The sequence below is a fragment of the Limnohabitans sp. TEGF002 genome, from assembly GCF_055395845.1.
In genome coordinates this window covers 1,844,427-1,859,030 of the sequence record NZ_AP029224.1, presented here as the reverse complement: position 1 = coordinate 1,859,030, position 14,604 = coordinate 1,844,427, and the positions used below count along the sequence as shown (strand labels likewise).

The following is a 14,604-nucleotide window of genomic DNA, read 5'->3' as shown; positions in this document are numbered from 1 at the left end:
TTTCCGATTGTCATGACCCTCACGCCCGACGCCCCCTCACCATCTCCACAGCTTGAATGGGTGACTTGCCCGCACCCCGAAGGTCAGCACCGCATGGCTTACTGGCGCTGGGGCGACGAGAATGCACGCCGCGTGGTGGTGTGCGTGCATGGTTTGACCCGCCAGGGGCGCGATTTTGACCGCTTGGCTCAAGCCCTCGTGGCACAAACCCCCGAGCCTCTGCAAGTGATCTGCCCGGATGTGGCGGGGCGAGGGCACAGCGAATGGCTGCGCGAGCCCGCGCTGTACCAAATTCCGCAGTACGCGGGCGACATGCTGGCCATGCTGGGCCAGATTCAGCGGCAGTTGGGCGCAGACAAGCCCCTGCAAACGCTGGATTGGGTGGGCACCAGCATGGGCGGCTTGATCGGCATGGTGCTGGCCGGACAGCCTGGCCTGCCATTGCCTTGCCCCATTCGCCGCTTGGTGCTGAACGATGTGGGGCCGGCCATCACCTGGTCGTCGGTGCAGCGCATGCAAGCTTATGTGGGGCAATACGGTCATTACCGCGACCTCGATGAGGCTGCTGCCGCTTTATGGACCCTGTCCCAAGGCTTTGGTCCGGTCTTGCCCGAGGTCTGGCGTGACATGTCGTCGCACATGACGCGCCCAAGCACCGAAGGCCGCTTGACGCTGCATTACGACCCGGCCATCGGGGTGCCCGTGAGGGCCCTGACGCCCGAAGCGGCCGCTGCTGGCGAGGCGACTTTGTGGTCCTTGTACGACCAGATTCAGGCCAAAACCCTTTTGATCCGTGGGCAGGACTCGGACTTGCTGACGCCCGAAACCGCTGCGCAGATGACGCAGCGCGGCCCCCGTGCGCAGCTGGACACTTGGCCTGGTTTTGGTCATGCCCCCACCTTGACGGGGGACGATCAAATCGCGGTTTTGACTTCATTTTTATTGGCTGACTAGGTCTCATGGTCAGCCCCACTTCAAGCCACTCTGCAAGCCCGATGTCCACACCAGGCCGTTTGCACGCGCCTCATTTGCCCCCTGTGGTTCTGGCCACATCGGAAGTTTCGGAACAAGCCGAAACCTTGGCCAAAGCCCGAGCTTTTGCCGAGCCCCTGATTGCCGGTGAAACCCTGGACACCGGAGAAAACATCCTGACGCATGCCGATGCGGTGGCCGCCATCTTGGCGGACATTGGGGGTTCTTTGGCCATGCAGGCGGCCAGTTACCTGGTTTATGCCTGCCCACATCTGAACAAGCCCGAAGAGGTGATCGCCAAGGCCTTTGGCCCGCAGTTGGCGCAACTGGCCATGCAGACCAACCAGCTGGTGCATGTGCAGCGCCTGTCGCGGGCGGCAGAATCGGGCACCCATGGGCCAGACAACACGCCGCTGAGCCCCCGCATCCAGACCGAGAATGTGCGCAAGATGCTGCTGGCTTTCAGCCGCGATCTGCGGGTGGTCATGCTGCGCTTGGCATCGCGTTTGCAAACCCTGCGCCATTACGCCGCCACCAAGCAGCCGGTGCCCCCCGCTTTGGCCAGCGAGTCGCTGCAGGTGTTCGCGCCTTTGGCCAACCGTTTGGGCATTTGGCAGATCAAGTGGGAGATGGAAGACCTGTCCTTCCGTTTTCTGGAGCCCGCGACTTACAAAGACATTGCCCGGCTGCTGGATGAAAAACGCACCGAGCGCGAGCGCAACATGGTGGCGCTGCGCGAGCGCTTGCAGCAGGCCTTGGCTGGGCAGGGCATTGCGGCTTCGGTCGAAGGGCGACCCAAACACATCTACAGCATCGTGCGCAAAATGCGCGGTAAATCGCTGCCCTTCGAGCGGGTGTTCGACATCCGTGCGTTGCGTGTGGTGGTGCCCAGCGTGGCCGATTCCTACCAAGCGCTGAGCTGGGTGCATGAGCACTTTGTACCCATCGCCGAGGAGTTCGACGACTACATCGCCAAGCCCAAAGCCAACGGCTACCAGTCGCTGCACACCGTGGTGCGCGATGCGGATGGCGGCCCGATTGAGGTACAAATCCGCACCCAGGCCATGCACGACCACGCCGAGCACGGCGTGGCCGCCCACTGGGCCTACAAGGAAGCGGGTACCAAAGGTTATGCCGGGGTGTCGGCCACCAGCGAGTACGACACCAAAATTGCGGTGCTGCGGCAACTGCTGGCTTGGGAGCGCGACCTGTCCGGGGCTGCGCAAGCCAGTGCGCCCGGCAGCGGCCTGTTTGACGACCGCATCTATGTGCTGACACCCGACGCCGCGGTGGTCGAGCTGCCACAAGGTGCCACGCCCATCGACTTTGCCTACACGGTTCACACCAATTTGGGCCACCGCTGCCGGGGTGCCAAGGTGGACGGCGCGATGGTGCCGCTGAACACCCAGCTGGCCAATGGCCAGACGGTGGAAATCACCGCCATCAAAGAAGGTGGGCCGTCGCGCGACTGGCTCAACCCGGAGTTGGGCTTTTTGGCCAGCCCCCGGGCAAGGGCCAAAGTGCGTGCTTGGTTCAACGCACAAGTCATTGCCGAAACCGTAGCCCGCGGGCGCGAGGCGGTCGAGAAGTTCTTGCAGCGGCTGGGGCGAACCGCCATCCGCCTGGAAGACCTGGCCAGCCAGCTGGGCTTCAAGTCGGCCGATGGCCTGTTCGAGGTGGTGGGCAAGGACGAGTATTCGCTGCGCAACATAGAGGTGTTGCTCAACCCGCCAGAGCCTGCGCCAGAAGCCGACGAGGTCCTGCACAAGAAGTTCAAAGGTGCGGTGGCCCGCAAATCCCCCTCGGGCGTGCTGGTGGTGGGGGTGGATTCCTTGCTCACGCAACTGGCGCGCTGCTGCAAGCCCGCGCCGCCCGATGCGATCAGTGGCTTTGTCACACGCGGCAAAGGCGTGAGCATTCACCGCCAGGACTGCAGCAACTTTCGTGAACTGGTCGCACGCCACGGCGAGCGCGTGATCGAAGTCCGTTGGGGCGAAAACAAAGGGGCCGATGCCTCGGTCTACCCGGTAGACGTGGCGGTGGAGGCCTTTGACCGCCAAGGCCTGCTGCGTGACATCTCCGAAGTGTTTGCCAAAGAAAAGATGAACGTGATTGGCGTTCAGACCCAGTCCGTCAAAGGTACGGCCTGGATGACTTTCACGGTGGAGATTGGCGACGCAGACCGCCTGAACAAGGTGCTGGGCACGGTGCGCAGCGTCAAAGGGGTGAGGGCGGCAAGAAGGCGGTAAACACGTCTTATTGAAACGTTCCCTGAAAAGGCAATTTTTGACGCTATAATTCGAGGCTTAGCAGGCGCGTAGCTCAGTTGGTTAGAGCACCACCTTGACATGGTGGGGGTCGCTAGTTCGAATCTAGTCGCGCCTACCAAATTTGGTAGGAAAAACAAGCACTTAGCGGTATCGCTCGGTGCTTTTTTTTCGTCAGTTCGGGTTTTACGGCTTACCCACTGGTTTGAGCGCGCAGGACTGAAGCTGCGCCAGTGTCACAAACCGAAGCGCGCGCTTGTGCGTGCATTCCAGAACAACCGGGGGCGCAACGCCCGCGTCCAGCGCTTCTTTCCAACGCATGGCACACAGGCACCAACGGTCGCCAGCTTTCAATCCAGCAAATCGGTAATCGGGGCGCGGCGTCACAAGGTCGTTGCCACGTGTCACCGAAAAGTCCAGAAACTCTTGCGTGACTTTCGCGCAAATGACATGGCTGCCTTGGTCATGATCGTCCGTGTTGCAGCAGCCGTCCCGGTAGTAACCGGTCAAAGGGTCATAAGAGCAGGGGACCAGAGCCTCCCCCAAGACGTTGCGTGCGTTTTCACTCATGATTTATTTGACCTTGACAGCGTCGAATGACCGATTGGAGTCCCTGAGAAATCAGGGCTTGGTGATGGCTTGTCGGCTCAGGCCGCGACCATGCCCTGATGGCGAAGCAAGGCATCCAGACTCGGCTCGCGCCCCCGGAAGGCCTTGAACGATTCGAGCGCCGGGCGGCTGCCACCGGCTTCCAGAATGGCCTGGCGGTAAAGGCGGCCCGTTTCCACGCTGGGCGTGCCGTCGGCTGCAGCGGTTTCCTCAAACGCGGCATAAGCATCGGCGCTGAGCACCTCAGCCCATTTGTAGCTGTAATAACCGGCGGCGTAACCGCCTGCAAAAATGTGGCTGAAGGTGTGGGCCATGCGGTTGAAGGCGGGTGGGCGCATCACGGCCACTTCGTCGCGCACTTGCTGCAAGAGCGGCATGAAGTCTTGCGCCGGGTCGTGCTCGGCGTGCACCAGCATGTCGAACAGCGAAAACTCGATCTGACGCAGGGTTTGCAAGCCGCTTTGGAAGTTTTTCGCGGCCAGCATTTTGTCGAACAAGGCGCGGGGCAGGGATTCGCCGGTTTCCACATGGGCGGTCATGTGGCGCAGCACCGACCATTCCCAGCAGAAGTTTTCCATGAACTGGCTGGGCAGCTCGACCGCATCCCATTCCACGCCGCTGATGCCCGAGACATCGCGCTCGCTGACTTGGGTGAGCATGTGGTGCAAGCCGTGGCCAAACTCGTGGAAGAGGGTGATCACGTCGTCGTGTGTGAGCAAAGCGGGCTGGCCGTTCACGCCTTCGGCAAAGTTGCACACCAAATGCGCCACGGGCGTTTGCAGCACGCCCGTGTCGGGGCGCTGCCAGCGGCCGCGCACATCGTCCATCCAAGCGCCGCCACGCTTGCCCGCGCGGGCTGGGGGGTCCAGGTAGAACTGGCCAATCAGTTTGCCATCACGCTCGATGCGGTAAAACGCCACGGCCGGGTGCCACACGGGCGCTTGGTCGGCTCGGATGCTGACTTCAAACAGGGTTTCGATGATCTTGAACAGCCCGGCCAGCACTTTGGGTGCTGTGAAGTACTGCTTGACCTCTTGCTCACTGAAGCTGTAGCGCGCTTCTTTGAGTTTTTCGCTCAAGTAGGGCACGTCCCAGGCGTTGAGGGGGCCGGTGATGCCCAAGGCGTTGGCTGCGAATTCACGCAGGTCGGCCAGGTCTTTTTCGGCAAAGGGACGGGCTTTGGCCGCCAAGTCGCGCAAGAAGCTGGTGACTTTTTCGGGCGATTCGGCCATCTTGGGCACAACCGACACTTGGGCGTAGTTGTCAAAGCCCAGCAGGCGGGCTTCTTCTTGGCGCAGCGCCAAAATTTCTTGCATCAATGGGGTGTTGTCGAAGTGTTTGGCGTCATCGGGGGCCTGATCTGAGGCGCGGGTCACATAGGCTTTGTAAAGTTGCTCGCGCAAAGCGCCGCTGTCGGCGAACTGCATCACCGGCAGGTAGACCGGCATCTTGAGTGACAAGCGGTGGCCTTCTTTACCTTCCTTTTGGGCTGCATCGCGCGTGGCTTGCACCACATCGGCAGGCACACCTTTGAGCTGGTCTTCGCTCACGTACAGCGCAAACTTATCGGTCGCGTCGAGTGTGTTTTCGCTGAACTTTTGCGTGATTTCGGCCAAGCGCTCTTGGATGGCGGCGTAGCGTTCTTTTGCCGTGCCTTGCAGTTCGGCACCGCCCAAGACAAAACCGCGCAGGGCGTTTTTGCGGGCTTGGGTTTGCTCGGCGTTCAGGCTGGCGGCGTCAATGGCTTTGTATTTGGCATACAGGCGTTCGTCACTGCCCAAACGCGTCCAGAACTCCGTCACGCGGGGCAGGGCAGCGTTGTAGGCGGCGCGCAATTCGGGGGTGTCGGCCACGCTGTTGAGGTGACTGACCGCGCCCCAGGCCATGCCCAGCCGCTCGGTGGCCACGTCCAAGTTGCTAGCGATGGCTTTCCAGTCGGCTGGAAAGTCAGCGGCGGTCACCGTTTCGAGTGCCTTGTCGGCTGTGGCCAGCAGTTCGTCCATGGCCGAGGCCACATGTTCAGGCGCGATGCGGTCAAACAGGGGCAAGCCAGAGGTGTCGAGCAAGGGGTTGGTCATGGTCAGTTCCAAGAGATCAAATACAGGTGAGATGTTCTCACTTAGAGGCGCGTTCTGCAGCTTCAAGGGTATTGACCAGCAGCATGGTGATGGTCATGGGGCCCACGCCGCCAGGCACGGGTGTGATGTGGCTGGCGACCTCTTTCACGCCTTGAAAGTCCACGTCACCGCAAAGCTTGCCTTCGTCGTTGCGGTTCATGCCCACGTCCAGCACCACCGCGCCGGGCTTGACCATGTCGGCCGTGAGCACGTTGCGCTTGCCCACGGCGGCCACGATCACGTCGGCTTGCAAGGTCAGGGCTTTGAGGTTTTGGGTGCGCGAGTGCGCCACCGTCACCGTCGCGTCTTTTTGCAGCAGCATCAGCGCCATGGGCTTGCCCACAATGTTGCTGCGGCCAATGACCACAGCGTGTTTGCCGCGCAGGTCATAGCCAATGCTTTCGAGCATCTTCATGCAGCCATAAGGCGTGCAGGGCCAAAAACCGGGCATGCCCGTCATCAGGGCACCAGCGCTCGCGATGTGAAAGCCGTCCACGTCTTTGGCGGGGCTGATGGCTTCGATGACCTTTTGGGCGTCGATGTGCGCAGGCAATGGCAGCTGCACCAAGATGCCGTGGATGGCCGGGTCGTTGTTGAGCGCTTCCACACGGGCCAGCAAGTCGGCCTCGGTCATGGTCACTTCGTACTTTTCCAGCACCGAATGCAGACCGCTGTCTTCACAGGCCTTGACCTTGTTGCGCACATACACCTGGCTGGCCGGGTTGTCACCCACCAGCACCACGGCAAGACCTGGCGTCACGCCCTTGGCTTTGAGGGCTTGGGCGCGGCTGGCGACTTCGGTGCGCAGTTGTTGGGAAAGGGCATTGCCGTCGATGCGTTGTGCGGTCATGTGAGAAAACCAAAAAGTCAGAAAGAAAATGCAAAACGCCCGACGGGTGCGGGCGTTTCAGAGAGGGGGCAGGCCGATCAGGCCTTGGGTGCGTTTTGCCCCAGCGCGATCTTGAGAAGGTCGGCCACGGTGTTGGCATTGAGCTTTTCCATGATGTTGGCGCGGTGCGCCTCCACCGTCTTGATGCTGATGCCCAAATCGTCGGCAATCTGCTTGTTCAAGCGACCGGCGACGATACGCTCGAGCACTTGGGCTTCGCGGCCCGTCAGCTTGAACAGCAGGGCATCGCGGCTAGCCGCTTGCTGGTAATCAGAGAAGGAATCACGGGCTTCGTCGAGCATGCGCTCGACCAGGCTGAGCAACTCTTCTTCTTTGAAGGGCTTTTGGATGAAGTCCATCGCGCCTTTTTTCATGGTGTTCACGGCCATGGGCACGTCGCCGTGGCCGGTGATGAACACGATAGGCAGGGGGGATTTGCGCTCAATCAGACGGTCTTGCAATTCCAGACCTGTCATGCCGCCCATGCGGATATCAGCGATCAAGCAGGCCACTTCACGGGGGTCGTAGCGGCTGATGAAAGATTCGGCGCTGTCAAAACAACGCACGCGGTAATCTTTACCTTCTAGTAACCACTGCAATGAATCGCGCACCGCTTCGTCGTCGTCCACAACGTACACAGTGCCTTTTTTGGGAATCAAGCTCATTCATTTACCCCGTGGGTTGTTATGTGGTCAAAGCGGCTTCGACTGGAATCCAGAAGGAGAACCGGCAACCGGTCACCTCGCCGGCATTGTAGAGGTTCTCAGAAACGATCCTGCCCTGGTGGGATTCGATGATGCTGCGGCACAAATTCAAACCAATTCCCATGCCCTCCACCTTGGTGGAGAAAAACGCCTCATAGACCCGCTCGGTGTCTTCCGGTGGCAAACCTTGACCAGTGTCCGTCACCGAGAATTCCACGACCGCTTGGTTGTCGATCTCTTTGGGGACGATGCGCAGTTCCACCTGTCGCAAGCCCAATGGTCGGTTGGCGTTGTCAATCGATTCGGCCGCGTTTTTCATCAGGTTGATCAGCACCTGTTCGATCAGGATCGGGTCCACCATCAGCTGGGGCAGTCGAGCGGCCACATGGTGGGTCAGGCGAACGTTGCGTCGGCGCATCTCGATCTCGGCCAATTCCAGCGATTCGCTGACCATGGCCGATACATCCGACAGTGTTCGGTTGGGCTCGCTGCGCTTGACGAAGCTGCGGATGCGCAAAATGATTTGCCCCGCCCGCTGGGCCTGCCGGGCGGTTTTGTCCAGCGCAGACAGCAGGTCCTCTTCCTTGACCTGTTGCGACTTGATGCGCGAGATCATGCCGCTGCAGTAATTGCTGATGGCCGTGAGCGGTTGGTTGAGTTCGTGCGCCACGCTGGAGGCCATCTCGCCCATGGTGATGAGCCGGCTGGCGGTCTGGGCGCGTTCGGCTTGCTGAGCCGCCAGTTCTTCGGCCTGGCGGCGAGGGGTGATGTCGCTGGCAATCACCATTTGCGCCAGTCGACCGTCTGCCCAATTGATGTAGCGCGAGCGCACCTCCAGCCATTTGCCCAATTCGGCGACGTAGATTTCTGAGTTTTCGGATTTGGCAACAGTCAGACTTTCTGTGGGCAAGCCTGCCATTTCGTCCACATGGTCCATCTCGTCTGTGGTGTCGCTGTCAGTGGCACCTGCTTGTTGAACCAGCCGTAAATGGCCTTCTGTATTTTGGCCAAACCACAGTCTGTAGAGTTTGTTGGCAAACAGCAGCTCCTGACTGCCCAGAGGGGCCACCGAGACAGAGGCGTCTAGAGCTTCAAGCACGATGGTGAAGCGCTCGTGCGAACTGGCCAATTGCTCCCGAATCCGATTGGGCTCGGTGATGTCCGTCATCGATGTCATCCAGCCGGTTTGCTTTCCCGTCGCATCGATCAGTGGCGACACGTACATGCGCGCATCAAACAACTGGCCGTTTTTGCGTTTCACCCGCACCTGAAAGCCGCCTGCCGAGTGTTGCCCGCTGATTTCTTCTTCCAGCCGCTTCATCAGCAGCTCCCGGTCTTGATCGGGCCAATAAGGAAATGGCGCCACAGCCCCCACGAGGTCGGCTTCGCTCCAGCCCGTCATCTGACAAAAGGCGGGGTTGACGTAGGTGATGCGGCCACGCAAATCCAGGGCGCGCATGCCCGTGAGCATCGAGTTCTCCATAGCGCGGCGGAAATTGGTTTCGGCAACGAGTGCTTTTTGGGCTTGAATGCGCCTGCGCGTATGCCGCCAATTGCCGATCAGCATCCAGGCGGTCATCACGCTCAGAACACCGACCAACCAGAACAAACCCCCACCGACCAAGCCTTGCGAAGTGCGCCAAGCTTGGGCACGCAAAATCAGGTCATTGCCTACGGGGGAGACCGGGACTTCGTAATCGTTGTTGGGTTTGTCGCTGCCAGGCAGCAAACTCCACAAAGCGATCCGCCCCGGTATGGTCTGACCTGCCAGCAAATGGCCTTTGCCGTCTTGCAGGGCCACAGCGTACTTGGCCAACACTTCGGTCGGAATGCCATATCGAAGAAGGCCTTCCATGGCGTATTCGGCCAGGATCACGCCACTGAACCGGCCTTGGTCGTTGCTCAGGGGCGTGTGCAACTGCAAAACTGCCAGCTGAGCATCTTTGTCTTCATCGGTATTGACCTGGCCATAAATGGGCTGCATCAAGTCACGGGCCAAGCTGAAATGGCTCTCAGTCTCGCCCACCTTGAGAACCGTGCCCGCACGCATCTGTTGGCTGGGTGAAATGCTGGAGACGCTTTGGTTGGCCATGATGCGTCTGCGGTCATCAATCCAAGTCAAAGACACAAATTCAGGGTACTGCTGCACCAAGGCTTCGGCACGGGACAAAAACTGGTCGGTGCGGATTTCCTTGTTGGAAACATCCCTGGCCAGGCGCATGACCTGTTCTTGCCGTTCCAGCAAGCGCAGGCGAAGCCGCTGTTGAGCGTATTCCACATCGCGTTTGATGGCTTCCTGTTCCCGCTCGATCTCTTCGACCCTCAGGTACCAAAATGCACTGGCGATGGCGGCCAAAAAAAGCACCACAGCGACCACGGGTGCCAGATTGGCATACCGGTCTTGTCTGTTTGGGGATTGGCGATGCCACCATGTGCGCCACCATGCCCATGGTCCGACTTGTTTGACGACCGAGGCTGCTTTGTTCAATTCCATCCCCTGAGTTTAGGGGACAAGGCATGAGAGATGGCACCGGACTCGTGATTCACAGCAACTGTTAATTACCATTATTTTTCACAATACAAAAAGAACAAGCACGATTTGAAATAACAAATAAAATATGTGAAAATTCGGCCATCATTGATCAACAACACAAACAGGAGACACGCATGACAGCGGCAACACCACAACAACCGGGCCATGACCTGGATTCACAGGAAACCCGTGAATGGATGGACGCCCTGTCCGCCGTGATCGAAAAATCGGGTCCTGAGCGTGCTCATTTTTTGCTCGAAGAGCTGCTCGAAGAAGCCCGCCAGCACAGCATCGATTTGCCGTTTTCGGCCACCACAGGCTACGTCAATACCATTGAGCCGCAAGAAGAAGAGCGCTCGCCCGGCAACCTGGAAATCGAAGAGCGCCTGCGCGCCTACATGCGCTGGAACGCCATGGCCATGGTCGTCAAGGCCAACCGGCATAACCCCGAGGATGGCGGTGATTTGGGTGGCCACATTGGCTCATTCGCCTCTTTGGCCAGTTTGTTTGGTGCTGGTTTCAACCATTTCTGGCACGCAGAGAGCGCTGAGCCTGGAAAAGAACACGGTGGTGATTGCCTCTACATCCAGGGCCATGTGTCGCCTGGCGTCTATGCCCGTGCCTACTTGGAAGGCCGCTTGACCGAAGAGCAGTTGCTCAACTTCCGCCAAGAGGTCGACGGCAAGGGTTTGTCCAGTTACCCACACCCCAAGCTGATGCCCGAGTTTTGGCAGTTCCCCACGGTGTCCATGGGCCTAGGCCCTTTGATGGCGATTTACCAGGCGCGCTTTTTGAAGTACCTGCACGCCCGTGGCATTGCCAACACCGAAAACCGCAAGGTCTGGGTGTTTTGCGGTGACGGCGAAATGGACGAGGTCGAGTCTTTGGGCGCTATCGGTTTGGCCGCCCGTGAGAACCTCGACAACTTGGTCTTCGTGGTCAACTGCAATTTGCAACGCTTGGACGGTCCAGTGCGAGGCAACGGCAAGATCGTGCAAGAGCTTGAAGGCGAGTTTCGTGGCTCGGGCTGGAACGTCATCAAGCTACTGTGGGGCTCCGGTTGGGACCCCCTGTTGGCCCGAGACAAAGAGGGTGCGCTCAAGAAAATCATGATGGACACGCTGGACGGCGACTACCAGGCCATGAAAGCCAACGACGGTGCCTACGTGCGTAAACATTTCTTTGGTCGCGATCCACGTACCTTGGAAATGGTCTCCAAGATGTCTGATGAAGAAATCTTTGACCTGCGCCGTGGCGGACATGACTCGAAAAAGGTCTATGCCGCTTTCCACAAAGCTGTGAATCACACAGGCCAGCCGACCGTTCTGTTGATCAAGACCGTCAAAGGTTTTGGCATGGGCAAAGCCGGCGAGGGCAAGAACAACGTGCACCAGACCAAGAAGCTGTCGGACGAGGACATCAAAGCCTTCCGCGACCGTTTCAACATCCCGGTGCCTGACAGCGAGCTGGCCAAGATTCCGTTCTACAAGCCCGCAGACGACACCCCGGAAATGAAGTACCTGCACGAGCGCCGCAAGGCCCTGGGCGGCTACTTGCCCCATCGACGCACCCACAGCGATGAGAGTTTCACAGTACCGTCGCTCGATACATTCAAATCGGTCATGGAGCCCACCGCCGAAGGCCGCGAAATCTCGACCACCCAGGCGTATGTGCGCTTTTTGACCCAGTTGCTGCGCGACCAGGCCTTGGGCCCTCGCGTGGTGCCGATTTTGGTGGACGAAGCCCGTACCTTTGGTATGGAGGGCTTGTTCCGCCAGATCGGTATTTACAACCCGGCAGGTCAGCAGTACACCCCGGTCGACAAAGACCAGGTCATGTATTACAAGGAAGACAAAGCCGGTCAAATCCTGCAAGAAGGCATCAACGAAGCCGGCGGCATGTCGAGCTGGATCGCTGCGGCCACCAGCTACAGCACGTCCAACCGGATCATGATCCCGTTCTATGTGTACTACTCGATGTTCGGTTTCCAGCGCATTGGCGATTTGGCCTGGGCGGCGGGTGACATGCAGGCGCGTGGCTTCTTGCTGGGCGGCACATCTGGCCGCACCACGCTCAACGGTGAAGGCTTGCAGCACGAAGACGGTCACAGCCACATCATGGCCAACACCATCCCCAACTGCGTGTCGTATGACCCCACCTTCGCCCACGAAGTCGGTGTCATCCTGCACCACGGTTTGAAGCGCATGGTCGAGAAGCAAGACAACGTGTTTTATTACCTGACTCTGCTGAATGAAAACTACGCAATGCCAGGCCTCACACCCGGCACCGAAGAGCAGATCATCAAGGGCATGTATTTGTGCAAGCCCGGAGCAGCTGGAGACAAGCGCGTGCAATTGCTGGGTTCGGGCACCATCTTGCGCGAATCCATTGCCGCCCAAACCCTGCTGGCCACCGACTGGGGCATCCAGGCCGATGTGTGGAGCTGCCCAAGCTTCAACGAACTGACCCGCGACGGCCAAGACGCTGAGCGTCACAACATGTTGCACCCGATGGAGACGCCTCGTGTTTCTTTTGTGGGCCAGCAGCTGGCCAAGCACAGCGGTCCCGTGGTCGCATCGACCGACTACATGAAGGCCTATGCCGAGCAGATCCGTCCGTTCATTCCGAAAGACCGCACCTACAAAGTGTTGGGCACCGACGGTTTTGGCCGCTCCGACTTCCGCAGCAAGCTGCGCGAGCACTTCGAGGTCAACCGCCACTACATCGTGGTCGCGGCCCTCAAGGCTTTGAGCGAAGAGGGCAAAGTGCCGGTTGCTCAGGTGGCCGAAGCCATCCAGAAGTACGGTATCAAAACCGACAAGATCAACCCCTTGTACGCATAAAAACTGGAGACGAACATGGCATTGGTAGAAGTTCAAGTCCCGGACATCGGTGATTTCGATGAAGTGACCGTCATTGAGTTGATGGTCAAGGTGGGCGACACGGTGAAAGCCGAACAGTCCCTGATCACCGTGGAGTCCGACAAAGCCTCGATGGAAATCCCGTCGAGCACTGCAGGCGTCGTCAAGGAATTGCGCGTGGCGCTGGGCGACAAAATCAAGCAAGGCTCTATCGTGCTGGTGGTGGAGGCCACTGGTGCGGCTGCTGCCCCGGCTGTTGCACCTGCCGCTCCAGCAATTGCACCGGCTGCCGCTGTGGCTCCAGTGGCGCCTGTTGCTGCTGCCCCTGCTGCATCCGGCCCCGTGCAAGTGCATGTACCCGACATCGGCGACTTCAAAGACGTGGCCGTGATCGAAGTTATGGTCAAGCCCGGCGACACCATCAAGGTCGAGCAATCGCTGATCACCGTCGAATCCGACAAGGCCTCGATGGAAATCCCGTCCTCACACGCGGGCGTGCTCAAAGAGCTCAAAGTCAAAGTGGGCGACACGGTCAACATCGGTGACCTGCTGGCCATTTTGGAAGGCTCCGTGGCTGCTGCCACGCCTGTGGCGGTGGCGGTTGCTGCAGCCCCTGCGGTTGTGTCTTCGGCACCCGCTGCTGCGCCAACACCTTTGGCTGCAGCCTTTGCTGCCGTGGCAGAGCCTGCCCACGCCCCCGGCGGCAACACGGTGGGCTTGCCCCACGCGTCGCCCTCGGTGCGCAAGTTCGCACGCGAGCTGGGTGTGCCGCTCGCAGAAGTCAAAGGCTCGGGCCTCAAAGGCCGGATCACCGAGGCCGACGTGCAAGCCTTCACCCAGGCGGTCATGTCGGGTGCTGCACAAACCAAGGCGCAAGCGGCCAAAGCCCCTGCAGCTTCAGGCGGTGACGGCGCAGCTTTGGGCCTGATCCCCTGGCCCAAGGTCGACTTCGCCAAGTTCGGCCCCATCGAGCGCAAGGAAATGGGTCGCATCAAGAAGATCAGCGGTGCCAACTTGCTGCGCAACGCCATCATGATCCCGGCCGTCACCAACCACGACGACGCCGACATCACCGACCTCGAAGCCTTCCGCGTCTCCACCAACAAAGAGAACGAAAAGTCGGGCGTCAAAGTCACGATGCTGGCGTTCCTGATCAAGGCCTGCGTAGCCGCACTCAAGAAATACCCCGAGTTCAACAGCTCGCTCGACGGCGATGCGCTGGTCTACAAAAACTACTGGCACATCGGCTTTGCCGCTGACACACCCAACGGTTTGATGGTCCCAGTGATCCGCGATTGCGACAAAAAAGGTGTGCTGCAGATCAGCCAAGAAATGGGCGAATTGGCCAAGAAGGCGCGAGAGGGCAAACTCGGCCCTGCAGAAATGACGGGTGCGACCTTCACCATCTCCAGCCTCGGCGGCATTGGTGGCAAGTACTTCACGCCCATCATCAACGCGCCCGAAGTGGCCATTTTGGGTGTGTGCAAGAGCACCATGGAGCCCGTCTGGGACGGCAAGCAGTTTGTGCCCCGCCTGATACTGCCCCTGTCTTTGACATGGGACCACCGCGTCATCGACGGCGCCGCAGCGGCACGCTTCAACGCGTTCCTGGGTCAAATCCTCAGCGACTTCCGTCGCGTGTTGCTCTAAGG

The 14,604-nt window shown here is 59.6% G+C and carries 9 protein-coding genes and 1 tRNA gene; 5 read left to right on the top strand and 5 right to left on the bottom strand.

What is annotated here, in order from left to right:
* Positions 1 to 12: 12 nt before the first annotated feature.
* The 3 genes from ACZ5SR_RS09170 to ACZ5SR_RS09160 all read left to right on the top strand — a co-directional run bounded on the left by ACZ5SR_RS09170 (position 13) and on the right by ACZ5SR_RS09160 (position 3,360).
* Positions 13 to 954: an alpha/beta fold hydrolase gene (locus tag ACZ5SR_RS09170; RefSeq protein WP_464451036.1), complete on the top strand. Its 942-nt coding sequence runs from the start codon at positions 13 to 15 to the stop codon at positions 952 to 954.
* A gap of 41 nt (positions 955 to 995) precedes the next feature.
* Entirely contained in the window at positions 996 to 3,221 is a 2,226-nt protein-coding gene (locus ACZ5SR_RS09165; RefSeq protein ID WP_464448437.1) for a RelA/SpoT family protein, read from the top strand.
* 62 nt (positions 3,222 to 3,283) lie between these two features.
* Positions 3,284 to 3,360 (top strand) — tRNA-Val (locus ACZ5SR_RS09160).
* A gap of 65 nt (positions 3,361 to 3,425) precedes the next feature.
* Here the strand turns inward: ACZ5SR_RS09160 and ACZ5SR_RS09155 are convergent.
* From ACZ5SR_RS09155 to ACZ5SR_RS09135, 5 genes are all read right to left on the bottom strand, one after another.
* Positions 3,426 to 3,809, bottom strand: coding sequence for a DUF2237 family protein (locus ACZ5SR_RS09155; RefSeq protein WP_464448436.1), 384 nt, complete (start codon positions 3,807 to 3,809; stop codon positions 3,426 to 3,428).
* A gap of 77 nt (positions 3,810 to 3,886) precedes the next feature.
* Positions 3,887 to 5,926 carry a M3 family metallopeptidase gene (locus ACZ5SR_RS09150; RefSeq protein ID WP_464448435.1) on the bottom strand — a complete coding sequence of 680 codons (2,040 nt, stop codon included), beginning with the start codon at positions 5,924 to 5,926 and terminating at the stop codon, positions 3,887 to 3,889.
* Between the two features lie 37 nt (positions 5,927 to 5,963).
* Positions 5,964 to 6,815, bottom strand: coding sequence for a bifunctional methylenetetrahydrofolate dehydrogenase/methenyltetrahydrofolate cyclohydrolase FolD (folD, locus tag ACZ5SR_RS09145; RefSeq protein WP_464448434.1), 852 nt, complete (start codon positions 6,813 to 6,815; stop codon positions 5,964 to 5,966).
* A gap of 77 nt (positions 6,816 to 6,892) precedes the next feature.
* A complete protein-coding gene (locus tag ACZ5SR_RS09140) occupies positions 6,893 to 7,519 on the bottom strand; it encodes a response regulator transcription factor (RefSeq protein ID WP_464448433.1) in 627 nt (208 codons plus the stop codon).
* Between the two features lie 19 nt (positions 7,520 to 7,538).
* Entirely contained in the window at positions 7,539 to 10,052 is a 2,514-nt protein-coding gene (locus tag ACZ5SR_RS09135; RefSeq protein ID WP_464448432.1) for a PAS domain-containing sensor histidine kinase, read from the bottom strand.
* A gap of 173 nt (positions 10,053 to 10,225) precedes the next feature.
* Between ACZ5SR_RS09135 and aceE the strand changes: the two genes are divergently transcribed.
* Positions 10,226 to 12,934 carry a pyruvate dehydrogenase (acetyl-transferring), homodimeric type gene (gene aceE, locus ACZ5SR_RS09130; RefSeq protein ID WP_464448431.1) on the top strand — a complete coding sequence of 903 codons (2,709 nt, stop codon included), beginning with the start codon at positions 10,226 to 10,228 and terminating at the stop codon, positions 12,932 to 12,934.
* A 15-nt stretch (positions 12,935 to 12,949) separates the two neighbouring features.
* Positions 12,950 to 14,602 carry a dihydrolipoyllysine-residue acetyltransferase gene (gene aceF / locus ACZ5SR_RS09125; protein ID WP_464448430.1) on the top strand — a complete coding sequence of 551 codons (1,653 nt, stop codon included), beginning with the start codon at positions 12,950 to 12,952 and terminating at the stop codon, positions 14,600 to 14,602.
* Positions 14,603 to 14,604 lie beyond the last annotated feature (2 nt).